Genomic DNA, 20,210 nt, shown 5'->3' on the forward strand with positions numbered 1-20,210 from the left:
GTGATGTCCTGACTGGATCGAGTGTTCTATTGAGATTGCAACTTGCGCGCCTCGGTGCGCGCCAGATCGATCAGGCGCATCACAAAGGGTTTTTCGCGATCTTCCGAGCGGATGGCAGCATATAACCGCCGCGTCACGCCCTGTTCGGTCAGCGGGCGCGTCACATAGTCCGAAGAATATTTCACCTCGCGCACCACCCAATCGGGCAGCACCGCCACGCCGCGGTTGGATGCGACCAACAGCAGGATCACCGCCGTCAATTCCACCTGCCGGATCGCGGCCGGTTCGACCTTGGCCGGGGTCAGCAACTGGCTGAACACGTCAAGGCGCGAGCGTTCCACCGGATAGGTAATCAGCGTCTGGCCGCGAAAATCTTCGGCATCGACGTGATCCTTGGCCGCAAGCGGATGCTGCGCCGAGGCCACGAAGACCGGCGCATAATCGAACAGTTCGATGAACTCGACGCCGGGCAATACTTCGGGGTCGGACGACACCACAAGATCGACCTCTTCCTTTTGCAGCGCCGGCAACGCGTCGAAGGCAAGTCCGGGCCGAATGTCGACATCGACATCGGGCCAATCCTTGCGGAAGCCTTCCAGCACGGGAAACAGCCATTCAAAACAGGCGTGGCATTCGATTGCGATGTGCATCCGCCCGGCCTTGCCGTCGCGCAGGTTGGTGAACTCGGCCAGCGTTGCCTCGACCTGCGGCAACACCTGGTCGGCCAGCCGCAACAGCCGAAACCCTGCCGCAGACAGCGTCATCGGCTTGGATTTACGCACGAACAGCTCGACCCCGGCCTGATCTTCCAAGCCCTTTATCTGATGGCTCAGCGCGCTTTGGGTGATGTTGAGCAGATCGGCGGCGCGCGCCAGCCCGCCTGCCTCGTGGATCGCCTTGATCGAACGGAGGTGCCTGAACTCGATATGCATACTGCAATGGAACTCATGTTGTTCTTGAGAATTATGAAATTGTCTCACAACGCCCTGCATGTCACAAGAGATCAAATCACAAGGATCACACCGATGCCCGCGCCTATCGTTTCTTTCGAATTCTTCCCGCCGCAAAACCTCGAGGCGTCGTTTCGCCTGTGGGATACGGTTCAGACACTCGCCCCGCTGGACCCGCGGTTTGTCTCGGTGACCTACGGCGCCGGTGGCACCACACGCGACCTGACCCGCGATGCGGTGGCGACGCTGCACAAATCCTCGGGGCTGAACGTGGCCGCACATCTGACTTGCGTGAACGCCACGCGCGAGGAAACGCTGGGCATCGCGCGCAGCTTTGCCGAGGCCGGTGTAAACGAACTGGTGGCGCTGCGTGGCGACCCGCCGAAGGGCACCGGCGCGTTCCAGCCGCATCCCGATGGGTTCGCCAATTCCGTTGAGCTGATCGCGGCGCTGAAACAGGCGGGCGAGTTCACCATCCGCGTTGGCGCCTACCCCGATACCCACCCCGATGCCGCCGACATGGCCGCCGATATCGACTGGCTGAAGGCCAAGCTGGATGCGGGCGCCGACGAGGCACTGACACAGTTCTTCTTCGAGGCCGAATCGTTCCTGCGCTTCCGTGATGCCTGTGCGAAGGCCGGTATCGACAAGCCGATCACGCCGGGCATTCTGCCGATCGAGAACTGGAAAGGCGCGTCGAAATTCGCCAAGGCCTGTGGCACCTATATCCCCGACTGGGTCGATGATGCCTTCACCACCGCAGCCCGTGACGGGCGCGAGGATCTGCTGGCCACGGCGATCTGCACCGAGCTGTGCAGCGACCTGATCGACGAAGGCGTGGACAAGCTGCATTTCTACACGCTGAACCGCCCCGAGTTGACACGCGATGTGTGCCACGCGCTGGGTGTGACGCCGAAACTGAACCTGCAGAACGTCGCGTAATTATCGCGGGCATCTTGCACTTCCCCCTCCTGCCGTTAGCGTCATGCCACGGCAGGAGACACCCGACATGACAATCGCAAAACAGCCATCCGACCTGCTGAGCCAAGCCGAGGCCCTGAAACTTTCGGGTCTGGAATTCATGCAGGGCATTCTGGAAGGGCGTCTGCCTGGCCCTCCGATCGGCCAGACGATGAATTACCGCCTGGCTGAAGTGTCCGAGGGCCGCGTGGTGTTTCGTGGCACGCCGGAATTCAGCATGACGAACCCGATGGGAACGGTACATGGCGGCTGGTACGGCACCCTTCTGGACAGCGCGATGGCCTGCGCGGTGATGACGGGCGTGCCGCGAGGTTCGGTCTATACGACGTTGGAATACAAGATAAATATCCTGCGCTCGATCCCGCTGGGGATGGAAATCGACTGTATCGGAACCGTCGATCACGTCGGCCGGTCCACCGGGATTTCTCATGGCGAAATTCGCGGGATAGAGGACGGCAAACTGTATGCCACCGGCTCGACCACCTGCATCGTCATGAAGATCAGCTAGCCCCGGCGCGTAGGCAATTTCGCCTATTTGATCCCCTCTTGACACGATTCATTGACTGGGACCCCGGAAATAGGTCAGATGGCGATTGGCTCAAGGCCCCTTGCCCCATGGCCCATGGCAATCATGCCCCTGTCTCTCCTTGGATTACCGGCCCTTATGGACAAGACCCTCAAAACCAGCCTGTTCCAGATTCCGGGCGATGCGCCCCGGGCCCTGTCGAACATGGACTGGCACGCCAACCCGCTTGGCCCGCCCGACACGTGGAGCACGGCGCTGCGGGTCGCGGTGCAGATGATGCTGGCCTCGCATTTCCCCAAGGCGCTTGTCTGGGGCCCCGAGATGATCACCCTGCACAACGATGCTTTTGCCCCGATCCTGGGCAAAAAACAATGTGCGCAGGGCCGCAGCTTTCGCGATATTTGGGCCGAAGCCTGGGATGACATCGGCGATATTGCAGCCCGCGCTCTTGGCGGCGAGGCAACCTTCATCGAGAATTTCCCGCTGACGATCAACCGCAACGGGTACGATGAATACTGCCACTTTACCTTTTGCTACAGCCCCGTTTTCGACGAAACCGGACAGGTGTCGGGATTTATCGACACGGTGATCGAGACGACGCAAACGGTTCATGCGCTGACCGCCATGCAGGCGCTGAACGACGAACTGGCGCACCGGATGCGTAACACTTTTGCCATCGTGACCGCCATTGCGCGCCAATCGGTTCTCAACGCGTCCGATACCGATTCTGCCTGGGCGGCACTTTCTGCCCGGATGGGCGCCTTGGCCGAGGCGCAAAAATCGCTGGGTACCACAAGCCACCGCGCCGCCGATATCCGCGATGTGATCCTGTCGGCGCTTAAGGTGCATATGGCGGACAATTCGGCGGTGGTTCTGGAGGGGCCATCGATCCTGCTCCCGGAACGGCAATCTATGGCCATGGCGCTGGCGATCAACGAACTGGCAACAAATGCGCTGAAGCACGGCGCGCTGGCGCAGGGCGGCGCGATCCGCATCGAATGGCGCCATAAAGGGACTGAATTCGACATGGAATGGAGCGAGACCGTTCCCCACGCCAATGGCTTGGGAAAACGGCGTGGCTTTGGTATCACCTTGCTCGACAGCATTGTGCCCGCTGATTTCGACGGCACTGGCACGCTGGACCACGCCGATGGGCTGCTCACATACCGGCTGGCGGGGCATCTGCCGGGATAGGGGCTAAACCTCTTTCATGCCTTGGTAAAATCGGTTCCACGTGGGCGAGATCAGAATCTCGTTCAGGCACACATGCGCCGGGCTTTCGGCGACGAAGCGCACCGTCCGCGCCAGATCCCCGGATTGCAGCATCCGATCCATATCCGCCTGCGACGGCGGCACCGGGCGCGATTTCAGGATATCTGTCGCGACTTCGCCGGGCATGATCACGGTGGATCGGATGCCGCGACCGCCCTCTTCCTCGTTGATGGTTTCGCTTAGCGCCAGAACCGCGCGTTTTGTCGCGTTATAAGCCGCGCCTGTCATCCGCGTGGCATAGCGCCCGGCCCAGCTGGACACCAGGATCAGACAGCCGTCGCCCCGCGCGCGCATCCCAGGCAGCAACGCATGCACCGGGTTGAACACGCCGGTCAGGTTCACGTTGACCACCTTGTCCCAACTCTCGGGCGTGATGCTGTCCAATGCGCGGTCTGGCACGTTCAACCCTGCGCTGGCGACAAGAATGTCGATCGGCGCGAACTTCTGCACCGCCGCATCAACAGCGGCCCGATCACCAGTGTCCAGCGGTGCCACATGGGCCGTGCCACCGGCATCTGCAATTCTCTCGGCCACGGTCTCCAGTGGTGCGCTCCGTCGTCCCGACAAGATCACCCGCGCCCCAGATTGCGCCAGCGCCACCGCCGATTCCGCGCCAATGCCCGTGCCTGCGCCCGTGATCCACGCTGTTTTTCCTGTAAGCTCCGTCATCTGGCTCTCCTCCCCTGACCATTCAATCAGGCTAGGCGGGACAGACCGCAGAGGCCACCGACAAATTGCGCCGGATCGGTCAATTCACAGGGCGCGAGCGGCGGATGCCCGGTGACAGACGTTCTGCGCTTTCGGGCCGCACCGTGTAGTGCAACGATTCCGTCCAGTCCGCACCCACCTCGCGCGGTTTGCGCAGCAGGAATACCTTGCCCCAGGCCCGCCACGTTCCGACCGAAGGCGCGCCCGCGTCGGTATAGAATCGCGCTTGCCAGCCCTTGGGGAACTGCAATCCGCAATCCTCAGCCCGTTCCAGCATCCAGATCAACGAGATATTGGCCAGAGGTCGCGCCAATTCGTACCCGCCCAATTGCCCGCCCACATCGCCATGCGCGCCGGAAAACCACATCTGTTCGACCCGGCCCGGCCAGTCGCGCGGGCAGCGCCACATCACCGGGGTAAACACCTCGCGCGTTTCATCCAAGGCAAGGGCGTGAAACCCGTTGCGCACGCTGGCGCCCAGCGCGTGGTTGTGAAACGCATGCCGTTCTTCGGCCGCTTTCCACAGAAACGGCAGCCGCAGCCCAAGCGCCTTGACCGTGTCCCACACGCCCACCATCTGAATCGGCACGTCAGCGTGGCAGAACCGCGCGGCAAAGGCGCGCGAATGCGGGCCGTCGGGGTTCATCTCGTAATGGCGATAGGCGGTGCGGATATTGGTTTCCGTCGCATGTTCAGCGCGCAGCAGGCCAACCCGGTCGATCACCCCGGCCAGCGAACGCACCGCATAGGCGCCGCGGGAATAGCCAAACAGGAACAGGCGGTCACCGGGGCGATAGCGCGACGCCAGATAGCCATAGGCGCGGCGGATCTGGCGGTTGATCCCCCGCCCCATCAGCACGTCGAGGCCAGAGCGCCAGCCGCGCCATTGCACCCCGCTTTCATAGTAGACCGATACGCGACCTCCCATCTGCGAACACAGCCGATAGGTCACGCCCGCGTGGGTTTCGAATCCGTGCTCCAGGCTCGACAGGGTGCCATCCAGAATGATGACATGGGTGCGCACGCCCCGGTCGGGGGTTTCCGGCGAATGCGCGCTGCGCATGGGCCGACCAAGCCAGCCCAGCACGCGTTGCGCCAGCCCCTGAAACGGCCCGCTCATGGCGCGCCCCGCCTGCGGGGCAGAACGCGTTTATTCAGCAGCGACCGGCCCATCGGCCAGCATCTCCCACATACGCAGAGGGGTAAAGGGCATGTCGACCTGCCGCACGCCCTTGTCCCATAGGGCATCCTGAACTGCGTTGGACACGGCCGCCAGCGCGCCCACGGTTCCAGCTTCGCCACAGCCTTTCATCCCCATCGGATTGGCGGTTGAAGGCACCGGTTCGGTGGTAAACCCGATCTCGGGCACATCGGCCGCGCGTGGCATCGCGTAGTCCATGAAGGTCGCCGTCAGCAACTGGCCATCCTCGTCAAAGACGACGTGTTCGCACAGCGCCTGCCCGATGCCCTGGACCACCCCACCGTGGACCTGACCTTCGGCCAGCAAGGGATTGATCATGTTTCCGAAATCGTCGACGACCGAATACCGGTCAACTCGCGTATGGCCGGTTTCAGGGTCGATCACCACCTCGGCCACGTGGGCCCCGTTCGGGTAAGAACGGGCCGGCAATGTGGCGCGCGCCTCATGCACCATCAGGTCGGCGCGGCCATCGGCGCGCGCCATGTCCACGGCCTCCATCAACGTCGGGCGCATGTTCGACCCGGGCGCGCTGAATCCGTCTTCATCAAAGGTAATCGCATCTTCCTCGACCCCCATCTTGTCGGCAAGATAGGGCGCAAACGCAGCCGCCATCGTCGACACGGCCGCCAAAGTCGCATTGCTTTGCGTCGTCACCGACCGTGACCCGCCAGTGCCGCCGCCTTTGGCGATTTTGTCGCTGTCGCCCTGCACCACCCGGATACGATCTACCGGGATGCCGGTCTGATCGCTCAGGAACTGGGCATAGACGGTTTCATGCCCCTGCCCGTTCGACTGTGTCCCGACATAAATGCTCACCATGCCATCCTCGTGGAATTCGACCTTCGCGCCTTCCGAAGGATCGCCGAGAATACTTTCAATATAGTAAGCCAACCCGCGCCCGCGCAGCAGACCGCGCTTTCCGTCCGCCTCACGGCGTGACTCGAACCCCTGCCAATCAGCTGCGTCGGCGCCCCGGTCCAGCACGCGCGCGAACTCGCCTACGTCATAGGTTTCGCCGGTGGCCGAGGTATAGGGAAAGTTGTCGGGCGCGATGAAGTTGCGCTTGCGCAGCTCGATCGGGTCCACACCCAGCTCACGCGCGGCGCGGTCCATCACCCGTTCCAGCACGTAAATCGCCTCGGGTCGGCCCGCGCCGCGATAGGCGTCGACCTGCGTGGTGTTGGTGTAATAGGCGCGGGAATTCATCCAGATGGTCTGAACATCATAGGTGCCCATCAGCACGCGGGCAAAAAGGAACGACTGGATGATCTGCCCGAAGTTCGAGTTATAGGCCCCCATGTTCGACCGCGTGTTCACCCGGTAGGCGGTGATCTTGTTTGTCTCATCAAAAGCCAGCTCGGCAATCGAAACCAGATCGCGCCCGGCATGGTCGCTCAGCATCGCTTCGGTCCGGTCCGACATCCAGCGCACGGGTTTCCCCAATGCGCGGGCAGCATGGGCCACGGCGAAATATTCTGGGTAGGGCGCGGCCTTCATGCCAAATCCGCCGCCGACATCCGGGTTGGTGATGCGCACGTCGGCCTCGTCCAGCTTCATTGCGCGAGCCAGGTGCCCCTTCATGCCCCAGACACCCTGCCCGCCAAATGCCAGGTGGATGCGGTTGCCATCCCATTCGGCAAAACAGCCCCGCGGCTCCATCGCGTTCACGATGATGCGGTTGTCGCCCACTTCCAGTTTGACGGTGCGCGCGGCGGCCTGAAACGCGGCCTCGGTCGCGTCTTCGTCTCCGATGCCGTAGTCATAGGCCATGTTATCTGGCGCCTCGGGGTGAATTGTCTCGCCGCCGGGCGCGAAATCCAGCTTGGCCGGAAGTTCGTCAATGTCCAGCTCGATCATCTCGGCGGCGTCGCGGGCCTGCTCGAGCGTGTCCGCAATCACGATGGCGACCGGCTCGCCCACATGGCGGACACGGTCGCGCGCCAAAAAGGGGCGATGCGGCGCGGCGCCTTTGGTGCCGTCGCGGTTGTCGACCGTGACGCCCCACAAGCCGCCGTCCATACCCGCCGCGTCGAGATCGGCCGCGGTCACGACAAGATGCACGCCGTCCGCGTCGCGGGCATCCTCGCAATTGAGTTCCGAAATCGTGCCATGCGCCACCGGGCTGCGCAGCACAAAGGCGAAGAGTGCGCCGGAGGGCGTGATGTCATCGACATAGCGCCCCTCGCCGGTCAGAAACCGGACATCCTCGAACCGCGTGACCGGTTGGCTTTTCCCGAATTTCTCCATCTGCGCGTCCTTCGTGTGTTGGGTCAGTCGGACACTATCCCCCAGCGTTCGGATGTCCAGAGCGGGGCAGCGTTTTCCCTCGCACAATCAGCCCCGAGTCCAGGTTCGAGGCCAGTTGGGGGCGCTGCCCCCGTCCCTTCGGGACTCCCCCGGAGTATTTCCGGAATGATGAAGAGAGACGAACCCCGTGCTTCTTTGGGGTCCAAATATCCCCGCCGGAGGCATCGCGCGTCAGCGCGATTTCAGCCGCGGTCGCGGCCGATGAGGCCGAGGTGGCGGAAGAGCCAGACCTGACCGGCGCCGATCACCAGCAGGAGCGCGCAAACGACCCAGAAGGCCATGGGTTGTGCGGCGCCGGGCACGCCGCCGACATTGATGCCGAGGAGTCCCGTCAACAGGCCCAGCGGCAGGAAGATCGCGGCGACCACCGACAGCACCAGCATCTGACGATTGCTGGCCTCGGCGCGCATGTCCATGATCTGGTCGTGCACGACTTCGGCGCGGTCGCGGATCGCGTCGAGCGATTCCGCAAGGCGGGTGACGCGTTCGGTGGCTTCGCGCACCCGTTCGCGCGCGCCGTGCATCATCCAGTCCATATCCTCGATTTCCAGCGTACTCAGCGCGTCGCGCTGGGGGAACATGTAGCGGCGCAGCATGATCGACACGCGGCGCACCTCGGCCAGTTCGGCGCGCGACGGGACGCGACCGTTATCTTCCAGTTCGGTTTCCAGATCGTCGATGCGTTCGTTCAGGTCGGCGACGATGGGTTCCGCGCGGTCGGCAAGGCGCAGGGCGATCCGGGCGATCAGCTCTCCGCTGTCTTGCGGCGCAGCGCGGCGGGTCAGCGCCTCGGCCACGTCTTCGACCGCGCGAATGCGGCGCCGCTGAACCGTCACGACCAGCCCCTGCGTCGCCCAGATGCGCAGCGACACCATGTCCTCGGGCTCGGCGCCTTCGCTGAGGTTCACGCCGCGCAGGTTCATCAGCACCCCGTCACCGTGGGTCGCGCAGCGTGGCCGGGTCTCGGGCGCGTCCAGCACCTCGGTCACCAGCGCATCCAGCCCCGACTGGTGCAGCCAGTCGGGTTCATCTGGTGCGGGCCGTTCGAGGTGCAGCCAGACGAACCCTTCGCCCTGCGACAGCTGCGCGGCTGTCTGCCCCTGCGGGTCGATTTCTTCGGCCCCGCCGGTTCCGTCACAGCGATGTGCCAGTCTGATCGCCATTCGCGCTCTCCTTGCCTGTTTGTCCGGTAATCTGGGGCAGCGGGCGGCAGATTTCCACGCCCAAATGCCGCGCCGGGTGCAAGTGCGCTTCCCCTTCCGCGCCAGCTTCGATAGACGGGGCGCGGACGTTTGCAAGGATCACCGCCATGGCACTGGAAAAAGCATTCAACGCGGCCGACGCCGAAGACCGCCTGTACCGGGCCTGGGAAGAGGCCGGATGTTTCAAGGCGGGGGCGAATGCCAAGCCCGGCGCCTCGGCCTATTCGATCATGATCCCGCCGCCGAACGTCACCGGTAGCCTGCATATGGGACACGCCTTCAACAACACGTTGCAGGACATCCTGATCCGCTGGAAGCGCATGAAGGGGTTCGACGTGCTGTGGCAGCCCGGCACCGACCATGCCGGCATCGCCACCCAGATGGTGACCGAGCGCGAGATGGCCGCCAATGGCGAACCGACCCGCGCCGAGATGGGACGCGAGGAATTCCTGAAGCGCGTCTGGGACCAGAAGGTCAAGTCGCGCGGCACGATCATTGGCCAGCTGAAGCGCCTTGGCGCCTCGGCCGACTGGTCGCGCGAGGCGTTCACCATGTCGGGCGCCCCGCAAGCCCCCGAGGGCGAAGGCGGCAATTTCCACGATGCCGTCATCAAGGTCTTCGTGGATATGTACAACAAGGGGCTGATCTATCGCGGCAAGCGGCTGGTCAACTGGGATCCCCATTTCGAAACCGCGATTTCCGATCTTGAAGTCGAGAACATCGAGGTCGCCGGCCACATGTGGCACTTCAAGTACCCGCTTGCGGGGGGCGAGACATATGAATACGTCGAGAAGGATGAAGACGGCAACGTAACCCTGCGGGAGACGCGGGACTATATCTCGATCGCCACCACCCGCCCCGAGACGATGCTGGGCGATGGCGCGGTTGCGGTTCACCCATCGGATGAACGTTACGCACCAATCGTCGGCAAGCTGTGCGAAATTCCGGTTGGTCCACAGGAATTCCGCAGGTTTATCCCCATCATCACCGATGAGTACCCGGACCCGAGTTTCGGCTCGGGCGCGGTGAAGATCACCGGCGCGCATGATTTCAACGACTATGGCGTCGCCAGCCGCAACGATATCCCGATGTATCGCCTGATGGATACCAAGGGGCGGATGCGCGACGATGGCGCACCCTATGCCGAGGCCGCCGCCCGCGCACAGGAAATTGCAAATGGCGCCGCCTTCACGGGCGCCGAGGTCGATACGCTGAACCTTGTCCCGGACGAGCTGCGCGGGCTGGATCGCTTCGAGGCCCGCAAGCAGGTGGTCGCGCAGATCACCGCCGAAGGGCTGGCCGTGATGGTGCCCGGCGAACCGGGTGAGGATGGCGAGGTGCATCCCATCCCATTGGTCGAGGCCAAGCCGATCATGCAGCCCTTCGGAGACCGGTCGAAGGTGGTGATCGAGCCGATGCTGACTGATCAGTGGTTTGTCGATACCGCGCAGATCGTCGGCCCGGCGCTGGACGCCGTGAAGAACGGCACGGTCAGGATCATGCCAGAGTCGGGCGAGCGGACCTATTACCACTGGCTGGAAAACATCGAGCCCTGGTGCATCTCGCGCCAGCTCTGGTGGGGCCACCAGATTCCGGTGTGGTATGGTTTCGACCTCGGCGTGCATCGCTTCAAGGACGACGAAGGCGATGGCGCGCTGGATGCGGTCGAGCTGGGCCGCCTGCTGAACGAAGGCGGGATGCTGCACGCGGGCGAAGTTGCCCATTGCGGTGCCACGCTCGATGATGTCACGCGCGCCTTCCTGCATGAATTGGACGACACCCCCACCCCGATCAACCATTCGCGGGTCGTCGAAGTGGCCGACCGTCAGGCGGCAATCGAGACACTGGCGGCGAGCCTTGCCGAATACAATGTGACCCAGGACCCAACCCACCTGGTTTACCCGGTCTGGCGCGACCCCGATGTGCTTGACACATGGTTCTCGTCCGGCCTGTGGCCCATCGGGACGCTGGGCTGGCCCGAGCAGACGCCGGAACTGGCGCGCTATTTCCCGACATCGACGCTGGTGACCGGGCAGGACATCCTGTTCTTCTGGGTCGCGCGGATGATGATGATGCAGTTGGCCGTGGTCGATCAGATCCCGTTTTCAACGGTTTACCTGCACGGGCTGGTGCGCGACGCCAAGGGCAAGAAGATGTCCAAGAGCCTTGGCAACGTGGTTGATCCGCTGGATATCATCGACGAATTCGGCGCCGACGCGCTGCGCTTTACCAATGCCGCGATGGCCAGCCTTGGCGGCGTGCTGAAGCTGGATACCCAGCGCATCACCGGCTACCGCAACTTTGGCACCAAGCTGTGGAACTTCGCGCGCTTCGCCGAGATGAACGGCGTGTTCGAGGCCGCGGCTGCGGGTGTTCCGGCGCCTGCGCAGACGGTGAACCGCTGGATCGTCGGCGAAACCGCGCGGGTGCGGGCCGAGGTGGACGAGGCGTTGGAAAACTTCCGCTTCGACGATGCCGCCAGCGCGCTGTATCGCTTTGTCTGGGGCAAGGTCTGCGACTGGTACGTGGAATTCTCCAAGCCGCTGTTGCAGGGCGAGGATGCCGCGGCCATGGCCGAGACCCGCGAGACGATGAAATGGGTTCTGGATCAGTGCCTTGTGCTGCTGCATCCGATCATGCCGTTCATCACGGAAGAGCTTTGGCAGACCTCGGGCCAGCGCGATGGGATGCTGATGCTGACCGACTGGCCCGCCTATGGGCCCGAGGCGATCAACGCCGAGGCCGACCGCGAGATGACATGGGTGATCGCGCTGATCGAGTCGATCCGCTCGGCCCGGATGCAGATGCATGTGCCCGCGGGGCTTCAAGTGCCGATGGTGGTGAGCGACATCGACGCCGCCGGCCAGGCCGCGTGGGACCGGAACCAGACGCTGATCATGCGGCTGGCCCGTATCGAAAGCCTGACCCCGGTCGACAGCTTCCCCAAAGGTACGATCACCATCGCCGCCGAGGGCGCGTCCTTTGGGCTGCCGCTGGCCGAGATCATCGACATCGCCGAGGAGAAGGCGCGTCTCGAGAAGAGCTTGGGCAAGCTGGCCAAGGAACTGGGCGGGCTGCGCGGGCGGCTGAACAACCCGAAATTCGCCGAATCCGCGCCTGAAGATGTTGTCGCCGAAACCCGCGCCAACCTCGCCGCGCGCGAAGAGGAAGAGGCACGGCTGAAAGAGGCGCTGGCAAGGTTGGCCGAACTAGGGTGAGGAGACCGCGCGGGTGGCGGTTTGTCACCCGCGTCCGGCCGTCATCGTAGAAGGGGGCTCTGCCTCTCGCCGCCGGGAGGCGGCAATACAGGAAGGAAGGGGGCTCTGCCCCCGCCCGCTGCGCGGCCTCCCCCGTGATATTTGAGCCCCAAAGAAGAGTTGGACGGTTCAGCTGGTCGAAAGGTTGAGGAGCTCTCTGGCCTGGGACCAGAGACGGTCCGTCACCTCCTCTGCCGGATCGGTGGCACCGAGAGCGGCGGATTGACCGGCCCAAGCCTGCATCCGGTCGAGATCGCCAGCCTGGGCCGCGTCGTTTCGCATGGCGCCGGTCAGGTTGCGCTGGATCGGATAGGGCGCGGGTTTCGGGGCCTCTGGCGTTGCGGCGGCTTCGGTATAGGCGGTGCGCAGGCTGCGCCCCAAGCGGCCCGAGAAGGCGCGGGTCGGCGCCGTGTCCTCTGGGCGCGCGCGGCCAAGAGCATCGGCCCAGGGGGTCGGCGTGCCAGCCTCGGGCGTGCGCAGAAAGCCGGTACCGATCTGCACCGCGCTGGCACCAAGCGTCAGGGCTGCCGCGATGCCACGTGCGTCCGCGATGCCACCTGTCGCGATGACCGGAACCTTCACCGCATCCACCACAGCAGGAAGCAAAGAGAAAAGGCCGATCATCTGAGCCTCGGCCCGGTCGGCGTGAAACGCGCCGCGGTGGCCCCCGGCTTCAGACCCCTGTGCCACGACCGCATCGGCGCCGGCGGCTTCGGCTTCCAGCGCCTCAGCCACGGTGGTGACGGTTGCGAACCAGCGGATGCCGTTGTCCTTTAGGCGCTTCACCGTCTCCTCGTCGTAAACCCCCATGATCGAGCTGATAACCGACGGCCCTGTATCGATTACGGCATCGACTTGCGCTGCGAAATCCTGCAACCCGACCTCGGCCGCCTTGGCGTCAACCTCGGGGCCCCATTGCCCCAGGAAGCCACGCACAGCCGCCTCGGCCTCGGGGTCGCGTTCGGGCGGGGGGTCGGGCACCCAGAGGTTCATCTGAAAGGCGCCGTTGCCGCCCGCGCGCATCTGGCGCGCCCAGTCCGAAATGGCATCGGGCGACATCAGCAGCGCCCCACAGGCGCCCATGCCGCCCGCGCGTGCAACCGCCTGCGACAGGGCAACCGGGCAAGCACCTGCCATGGGCGCCAACAGGATTGGCATCTGCAACCCGTAAGCTTCGCAGAATGTCTGAACGCGCGATGCGATGGTCATGGCGGCCCCTCCTCGATTGGCACAAGCGAACTACAGCCGTGCCGCAGGCGCAACCCGTTTCATAACACACCCCGGCCCCTACGGCGCCCCCCTACCGCGTGCAGCGCGGGCATGTCGTGTGCGCCATCAGGCGCACTCCGCTTGGTAACGGCCTATTTGAAGTTGGGCGCGCGTTTCTGCATTTGGGCGGCAATCGCCTCCATCTGGTGGGGTTTGCCGATCAGCGGCACCTGGGCACGGGATTCTTCCAGCAGCACATCGGACTGGCCCTCGGATTCGGCGGTGGCAATCAGCGCCTTGGCCGCGCGGATCGCCGAGGGGCTCTTGCCGGTGATCGTTCCTGCCAGGTCCAGCGCTGCCGACAGCGGGTCTTCGGCCAGCGAGGTCACCAGCCCCCAGCGTTCGGCCTGCTCGGCACCCACCGGCTCGGCAGTGTAGGTCAGTAGTCGCAGAACGTCCGAGCGCACCAGCGCCGGCAGCAGCGCCATGCCGCCCATATCGGGCACAAGGCCCCACTTCATCTCCATCAGCGAAACCCGCGCATCGGGCGCGGCGATGCGAATGTCGGCGCCCAGCGCCAGTTGCAGGCCGCCGCCAAAGGCCACGCCCTGGATCGCCGCAATCACCGGCATCGGCGCGCGACGCCATGTCATCGCCACCTCTTGCACCAGATTGGCGTCGTCGTGGGTGCGCTCCATCAGCCATGCTTCGGGATCGACGGTACCCATGGTTGCAAAGCTTGCCATGTCGAGCCCCGCGCAAAAGGCACGACCTTCGCCCGAAAGCACCACCACGCGCGCGTCAGAGGCCGCGACCTCTTGTCCGGCGGCGACGATGGCCTCCATCATCTCGCGGTCCAGCGCGTTCATCTTGTCGCCGCGGGTCAGCGTGACCCTGGCAATATGTTGTTCATAGGTGACTGATACACGCGCCATGTGATGCCCTCCGCTGGTGTCGGGCTTACCCTGCCCCGTGGTCAGGCGCGATGCCAGCACTACGTGACGGAACACCGCGGCCGGTATGGCCGTTTACAGGAGGTCCGGGTCGTGGCTAGATCGCGACCGCTCCCCTGCACAGAAAGGGACTTTGTTCATGTCACGCAGCCTTGCACGACAGCCACGCCGCGCGATGCGTCCGCTTTGGACACTGGCCGGGCTGCTGTCGCTGGCGCTGGGGATTCTGGGCATTTTCCTTCCCGTGCTGCCGACCACGCCGCTGGTATTGCTTGCGGCCTTCTGTTTCGGCAAAGGCTCTCCTCGGTTGCGCGCGTGGATCCTTGGGCACCGGCGCTTTGGCCCGATGATCGCCGATTGGGAAGCGACGGGCGCGATCCCGCGCCGGGTCAAGATCGCTGCCTGTCCGGTGATGGCCGCCACCTTTGCCCTGTCCTGGGCGATGGGCGTGCCCGGCCGGGTGCTGATCGCGCAGGGCCTGTTGATGGGCATCGGCGCCGCCTATGTGCTGACACGGCCTGACCGCTAAGCCCCGGTTTGCCGCTTGCCGGGACCGCGCGCTTGGGCTTATCTGCGCGGCATGACCTTTCCTCGCTACACCCCGCTTGTCGCCGCGCTGCCCTCTACCGTGCCGTTCGTCGGCCCCGAGACACAAGAACGCGAACGTGGCGCCGCCTTTGACGCGCGTCTTGGCGCGAATGAAAATACCTTTGGCCCTTCGCCCCGCGCTATTGATGCGATGCAGGCGGCGGCCGGCGATGTCTGGATGTACGGCGACGCGCAAAGCCACGACCTGCGCAAGGCTCTGGCGGCCGAGCATGGGGTGCGCCCCGAACATATTGTGGTTGGTGAAGGGATTGACGGGCTGCTCGGCTATCTGGTGCGGCTCGTCGTGGGCGAAGGCGATGCCGTCGTCACGTCCGAAGGCGCCTATCCCACGTTCAACTATCACGTTTCGGGCTTTGGCGGGGTGCTGCACAAAGTACCCTATCGCGACGATCGCGAAGACCCGGAGGCGCTGATCGAAAAGGCGCGCGAGGTTGGGGCCAAGCTGGTTTATATCGCCAATCCCGACAACCCGATGGGCAGCTGGCACAGCGGCGCCGATCTGCTGGCCGCGCTGGATCGCCTGCCCGAGGGCTGTCTGATGATCGTCGACGAGGCCTATGTCGAATGCGCGCCAGAGGGCACGGCCTTGCCGGTGCAGCCCGACGATCCGCGTGTGATCCGGATGCGGACCTTTTCCAAGGTCTACGGCATGGCGGGCGCGCGCATCGGCTATGCCTTGGCCGCACCCGATCTGATCCGCGCCTTCGACAAGGTGCGAAATCATTTCGGCATCAACCGGATTGCCCAGGCCGGGGCGCTGGCCGCGCTGGAAGATCGCGATTGGCTGGCGCATGTGCAGGGCGAGATTGCCACCGCACGCGACCGGATCGGCCAGATCGCGCGCGACAACGGCCTGACGCCGCTGCCCTCGGCCACCAATTTCGTCGCCATTGACTGTGGCGGCGACGGGGCGCTTGCGGCGCGGGTGGTGGCCGGGCTTATCGCGCGTGGCGTGTTCGTGCGAATGCCCTTTGCCGCGCCGCAGAACCGCTGCATCCGGGTCAGCGCGGCCCCGGCCGAGACGCTGGAGTTTTTCGCCCGCGCCTTGCCCGAAGCCCTTGCAGAAGCCCGCGAAGGCTAGGCCTTACCGGCGATCACCCTTGCGGCAGCCGACAGCGCGCCGCTACCGTGAGCGATGTCATTCGCGGCCATCCCGGCCTCGATCCCGCCCAGCAGCGCCATGATCATCTGGCCGTTCACATGACCCATGTGGCCAAGACGGAAAAACGCATCGCCCGCCGGATCGCCCGCAGGCGCCATGCCCAGCCCGATGCCCAGCGTCAGGCCGATATTGTCCGACAGCCAGTTGCGCAGCCGCGTCCCATCAGGGCCCGACAGGCGCGCCGCCGTTACCGCATGGCTGCGCAATGCGGGATCGGCGATGTTCAGGTGGAAATCGCCCTCTTGCCCCCAGGCCTCGCAGGCGGCCCAGATCGCGCGGGCAAGGGTTTCATGACGAGTCCAGACAGCCTCGATCCCTTCGCCGTGGATGAGGTCAAGCGCGGCACGCAGGCCATACACATGGTGCGTGCCCGCCGTGCCGCCGAAATGCTGGTAATATTCGGCCGGCGCGCCGCGCGGCCCCCAATCCCAATAGCGGCTGACGCGGGGCATCGCATTGCGCACGGCTTCGGCGCGCGGATTAAAGAACACGAAAGACATGCCCGGCGGCACCATCAAGCCCTTCTGGCAGGCCGCAACCGTCACATCGACACCCCAGTCGTCCATTTCAAACCGGTCGCAGGCCAGCGAGGCGATGCAATCCACCATCAGCAGCGCGGGATGGGCGCAATCGTCCAGCACCCGGCGCAGGCCCGGAATGTCGTTGCGCACCGAACTGGAGGTATCGACATGCGTCGCCAGCACCGCCTTGATCCGGTGGCCGGTATCCGCGCGCAGCGCCTCGGCCACGCGGTCCAGATCGAAAGGAGAGGATTTGCCGAAATCGATGATCTGGGTTTCCGCCCCCAGCCCCTGCGCCATGTCCGCCCAGCCCATGCCGAACCGCCCCGTGGCGGGCACCAGCACCAGATCGCCCGGCGACAGCACGTTGGCCAACGCCGCCTCCCATGCACCATGACCGTTGGCCAGGTACATCGCCACCTTGTGCCGGGTGCGCGCCACGCGCTTCAGGTCGGCGACCACGGAATGGGTCACCTCGACAAGCTCGCCGCCATAGATATTGGGCGCAGCGCGGTGCATCGCCTGAAGCACCGCATCGGGAATAACCGAAGGCCCCGGAATCGCCAGATAGCTGCGCCCCTGCGCGAGAGTGGATGGATGTGTCATGAGGTGGTCCGTCGTGGAATCTGCCGCGCCACACTACGCATGAAGACCCCGGCGTCAATGCGGCGCGCCCTTGCAATTCGCCGCCGCTTGCACCACCCCTATTTGATGACCATTCGACCCGACACAGTTACGAAGGCGCGCGCCATGTTCACCGCCCTGCCCCGGAACGCCCGGCCATGAAGAAAACTCACGCCTCCTCGGGCGAGCTGATGGGCTGGCTCTGGAACAACTACCTGCGCCGCCACATTCCTTTGCTCGGGATCGCGATTGTCTTCATGCTGCTCGAAGGCTCGATGGTCGGTGCCATCAGCTACATGATGCAACCGATGTTCGATCTGGTCTTCGTGCAGGGCAATTCCTCGGCGCTGGGATGGGTCAGCGCCACCTTCTTCGTGATCTTCTGCGTGCGCGGTCTGGCGGGCATGTGCCAGAAAATCCTGTTGACCCGGATTTCACAGGAAAGCGCCGCGCATATGCGGCTGGATCTGCTGCGCCGCCTGATCCGTCAGGACACCGCCTTTCACCAGACGCATCCGCCCGGGTTCCTGATCCAGCGGGTGCAGATGGATGTGAACGCCGTCAACGATGTCTGGCGCGCGATCATTACCGGCGCGGGGCGCGATACGATTTCACTGTTCATCCTGATCGGCGTCGCGATCAGCATCGACTGGCGCTGGACCGCCGTCATGCTGATCGGGCTGCCCATGCTGATGCTGCCGATTGCCGTGCTGCAACGCTATGTGCGCAAGAAGGCCGCGCAGGCCCGCGACCTGGGCGCCGCGCTGGCAACACGGCTGGACGAGGTGTTCCACGGCATCGTTCCGATCAAGCTGAACAGCCTGGAGGAATATCAGGCCGACCGCTTTCAGGGGCTGACAAAAACCTACGTCCGTTCCGAGGTGCGCGCCTCTTTCGGAACCGCCGGGATTACGGCGATGATCGACGTGATGGCCGGGGTCGGGTTCATGGGCGTGCTGCTGTATGGCGGCGCCGAGATCATTGCAGGCGAAAAGACCGTCGGCCAGTTCATGAGCTTTTTCACCGCCATCGCGCTGGCCTTTGACCCGATGCGCCGGCTGGCGGCGGTCAGCGGCATCTGGCAAGCGGCGGCGGCCTCGCTTGAACGGCTGAAAGAGCTGATGGATGCGCCGATCCGTGTGCTGTCGCCGGAAAATCCCGTGGCCGCGCCCGAAGGTCTGCCCGCGATCGACTTTGACAAGGTGTCGCTGAACTATGGCGACTCGCCTGTACTGCGGGCGCTGACCTTCCGGGCCGAACCGGGCAAGACGACCGCGCTGGTCGGGGCCTCTGGCGCCGGGAAATCCACCGTGTTCAACCTGTTGACGCGCCTTGTTGATCCGCAGGAGGGGGCGGTGCGCGTGGGTGGAACGGAAGTCCGCAATATCGATATGGCCGAGTTGCGCGGGCTCTATTCCGTCGTCAGCCAAGAGGCGCTGCTGTTCGACGAAACCCTGCGCGAAAACATCCTGCTGGGCCGTGACGACGTGAGCGACGAGCAACTGCAGCGCGTGCTGGAGGCGAGCCATGTCGCCGATTTCCTGCCCAAGCTGGCGGATGGGCTGGATACGCTGGTGGGGCCGCGCGGTTCGGCCTTGTCCGGGGGGCAACGTCAGCGCGTGGTGATCGCCCGCGCGCTGCTGCGCAACACGCCCGTGCTGTTGCTGGACGAGGCGACAAGCGCGCTGGACGCGCAGTCCGAAAAAGTGGTGCAAAGCGCGCTGGACAGGCTGGCGGGCGGGCGCACTACTCTGGTGATCGCGCACCGGCTGTCCACGATCCGCAACGCTGACAAGATTCTTGTGATGGATCGCGGACAGGTGGTCGACGAGGGCACCCATGATGAACTGCTGGCACGCGGCGGCATCTACGCCGATCTGTATCGCCTACAGTTTCAGGACGGCAAAACCATCATCGACCCGGTCGGCACCGCCGCGCTGGCCGCGCGCTTCCCAGAGAATTCCGACCGGCCACCGTCGATCCTGCGGCGGATCGGGCGTAAACTGTTCGGCTAGCGCCTATCGGCGGTAGGCCTGCGCCAGCCGTTCAGGATCGGCCCCGGCAAGGTAGCGCGTCAACGTCCAGATATTGCGCGCGCCGCGCCGCAGCCAGCCTGCGCGCTGATAGCGTTCGGCCCCTGTATGGGCAAAGGCTGGCAGACCGGTCACACTGCGGTCCAGCGCGCGGATCAAGGCGACATCTTCCATCAGCGGCTGATCGGGAAAGCCCCCGGCGCGGTCGTAATCGGCGCGCGTCACTAGCAACCCCTGATCGCCATAGGGCAGCCCGAACAGCCCCGAACGCAGGTTAGCCCAGCCTGCCACCAGCATCGGCATCAGACCCGTCGCACGGAAGCGCAGGCGAAAATAGGCGGGTCCGGTTTCAAGGTCGAGGTAGTCGCGCACGACACGGCTCCATCCCGGTTCCAGCACCGTATCGGCATGAAGGATCAGCAGCATCTTGCCCTGCGCATCGGCGCAGCCCCGCCGCAATTGCCCCCCGCGTGAGGCCGGGCCGGATACGATCCGCGCGCCCACATCATCGGCCATCATCACGGTCGCATCGTCGGATCCACCGTCGCTGACGATCAATTCGCGGATCAGTCCGGTGGTCAGCCCTTCCATCAGGCTGTTCAAACAGGCGGGCAATGTACCCTCGGCGTTCAGGGTGGGGATCACGACGCTGATTTCTGCGCTCAAGACAACATCCTCTGTTAAACACCGGGCAC

Annotated in this window: 16 protein-coding genes; 7 read left to right on the plus strand and 9 right to left on the minus strand. The window is 64.5% G+C overall.

Translation table 11 applies throughout. The features are described 5' to 3' along the window. Positions 1-26: 26 nt before the first annotated feature. Entirely contained in the window at positions 27-932 is a 906-nt protein-coding gene (locus tag FGK64_RS03700) for a LysR family transcriptional regulator (RefSeq protein WP_138862430.1), read from the minus strand. Between the two features lie 93 nt (positions 933-1,025). Between FGK64_RS03700 and metF the strand changes: the two genes are divergently transcribed. The 3 genes from metF (at position 1,026) to FGK64_RS03715 (ending at position 3,651) form a co-directional block, all read left to right on the plus strand. Continuing rightward, on the plus strand, positions 1,026-1,892 hold the full coding sequence (gene metF / locus FGK64_RS03705) for a methylenetetrahydrofolate reductase [NAD(P)H] (RefSeq protein ID WP_138862431.1): 867 nt from the start codon (positions 1,026-1,028) through the stop codon (positions 1,890-1,892). A 67-nt stretch (positions 1,893-1,959) separates the two neighbouring features. After that, the gene (locus tag FGK64_RS03710) at positions 1,960-2,439 is read left to right on the plus strand and encodes a PaaI family thioesterase (RefSeq protein ID WP_138862432.1); all 480 of its coding nucleotides are present in this window, start codon (positions 1,960-1,962) and stop codon (positions 2,437-2,439) included. Positions 2,440-2,595: 156 nt separating this feature from the next. After that, a complete protein-coding gene (locus tag FGK64_RS03715; RefSeq protein WP_171053958.1) occupies positions 2,596-3,651 on the plus strand; it encodes a sensor histidine kinase in 1,056 nt (351 codons plus the stop codon). 3 nt (positions 3,652-3,654) lie between these two features. On the opposite strand, the gene FGK64_RS03720 is transcribed toward FGK64_RS03715, so the two are convergent. The 4 genes from FGK64_RS03720 to FGK64_RS03735 form a co-directional block, all read right to left on the minus strand. Beyond that, entirely contained in the window at positions 3,655-4,398 is a 744-nt protein-coding gene (locus FGK64_RS03720; protein ID WP_138862434.1) for an SDR family oxidoreductase, read from the minus strand. A 79-nt stretch (positions 4,399-4,477) separates the two neighbouring features. Next, positions 4,478-5,557, minus strand: a complete 1,080-nt coding sequence (locus FGK64_RS03725) for a DUF2235 domain-containing protein (RefSeq protein ID WP_138862435.1) — start codon at positions 5,555-5,557, stop codon at positions 4,478-4,480. 30 nt (positions 5,558-5,587) lie between these two features. Next, positions 5,588-7,885: a xanthine dehydrogenase family protein molybdopterin-binding subunit gene (locus FGK64_RS03730; RefSeq protein WP_138862436.1), complete on the minus strand. Its 2,298-nt coding sequence runs from the start codon at positions 7,883-7,885 to the stop codon at positions 5,588-5,590. A gap of 242 nt (positions 7,886-8,127) precedes the next feature. Further along, positions 8,128-9,108, minus strand: coding sequence for a zinc transporter ZntB (locus FGK64_RS03735; RefSeq protein WP_138862437.1), 981 nt, complete (start codon positions 9,106-9,108; stop codon positions 8,128-8,130). A gap of 146 nt (positions 9,109-9,254) precedes the next feature. Between FGK64_RS03735 and FGK64_RS03740 the strand changes: the two genes are divergently transcribed. Beyond that, positions 9,255-12,365, plus strand: a complete 3,111-nt coding sequence (locus FGK64_RS03740; RefSeq protein ID WP_138862438.1) for a valine--tRNA ligase — start codon at positions 9,255-9,257, stop codon at positions 12,363-12,365. 168 nt (positions 12,366-12,533) lie between these two features. Here FGK64_RS03740 and FGK64_RS03745 read toward each other — a convergent pair whose 3' ends face one another. Together FGK64_RS03745 and FGK64_RS03750 are read right to left on the minus strand one after the other, a co-directional pair. Further along, positions 12,534-13,613: an NAD(P)H-dependent flavin oxidoreductase gene (locus tag FGK64_RS03745; RefSeq protein ID WP_138862439.1), complete on the minus strand. Its 1,080-nt coding sequence runs from the start codon at positions 13,611-13,613 to the stop codon at positions 12,534-12,536. A 152-nt stretch (positions 13,614-13,765) separates the two neighbouring features. Next, positions 13,766-14,548, minus strand: a complete 783-nt coding sequence (locus tag FGK64_RS03750; RefSeq protein WP_138862440.1) for a crotonase/enoyl-CoA hydratase family protein — start codon at positions 14,546-14,548, stop codon at positions 13,766-13,768. 157 nt (positions 14,549-14,705) lie between these two features. Here FGK64_RS03750 and FGK64_RS03755 point away from each other — a divergent pair, with 157 nt between their 5' ends. Together FGK64_RS03755 and FGK64_RS03760 are read left to right on the plus strand one after the other, a co-directional pair. Continuing rightward, positions 14,706-15,095 (plus strand): YbaN family protein, encoded by a 390-nt coding sequence (locus FGK64_RS03755; protein ID WP_246057667.1) that lies wholly within the window; start codon positions 14,706-14,708, stop codon positions 15,093-15,095. A 51-nt stretch (positions 15,096-15,146) separates the two neighbouring features. Beyond that, on the plus strand, positions 15,147-16,256 hold the full coding sequence (locus FGK64_RS03760) for a pyridoxal phosphate-dependent aminotransferase (protein ID WP_138862441.1): 1,110 nt from the start codon (positions 15,147-15,149) through the stop codon (positions 16,254-16,256). On the opposite strand, the gene FGK64_RS03765 is transcribed toward FGK64_RS03760, so the two are convergent. Then, positions 16,253-17,464 carry a pyridoxal-phosphate-dependent aminotransferase family protein gene (locus FGK64_RS03765; protein ID WP_138862442.1) on the minus strand — a complete coding sequence of 404 codons (1,212 nt, stop codon included), beginning with the start codon at positions 17,462-17,464 and terminating at the stop codon, positions 16,253-16,255. The genes FGK64_RS03760 and FGK64_RS03765 overlap by 4 nt on opposite strands. Before the next feature lie 176 nt (positions 17,465-17,640). Here FGK64_RS03765 and FGK64_RS03770 point away from each other — a divergent pair, with 176 nt between their 5' ends. Then, positions 17,641-19,497: an ABC transporter ATP-binding protein gene (locus tag FGK64_RS03770; RefSeq protein WP_138862443.1), complete on the plus strand. Its 1,857-nt coding sequence runs from the start codon at positions 17,641-17,643 to the stop codon at positions 19,495-19,497. Between the two features lie 3 nt (positions 19,498-19,500). Here FGK64_RS03770 and FGK64_RS03775 read toward each other — a convergent pair whose 3' ends face one another. Then, entirely contained in the window at positions 19,501-20,181 is a 681-nt protein-coding gene (locus FGK64_RS03775; RefSeq protein WP_138862444.1) for a TIGR04283 family arsenosugar biosynthesis glycosyltransferase, read from the minus strand. Between the last annotated feature and the right edge of the window lie 29 nt (positions 20,182-20,210).

It is taken from the genome of Arenibacterium halophilum (assembly GCF_005938225.1).
In the GTDB taxonomy this organism is placed as follows: domain Bacteria; phylum Pseudomonadota; class Alphaproteobacteria; order Rhodobacterales; family Rhodobacteraceae; genus Arenibacterium; species Arenibacterium halophilum.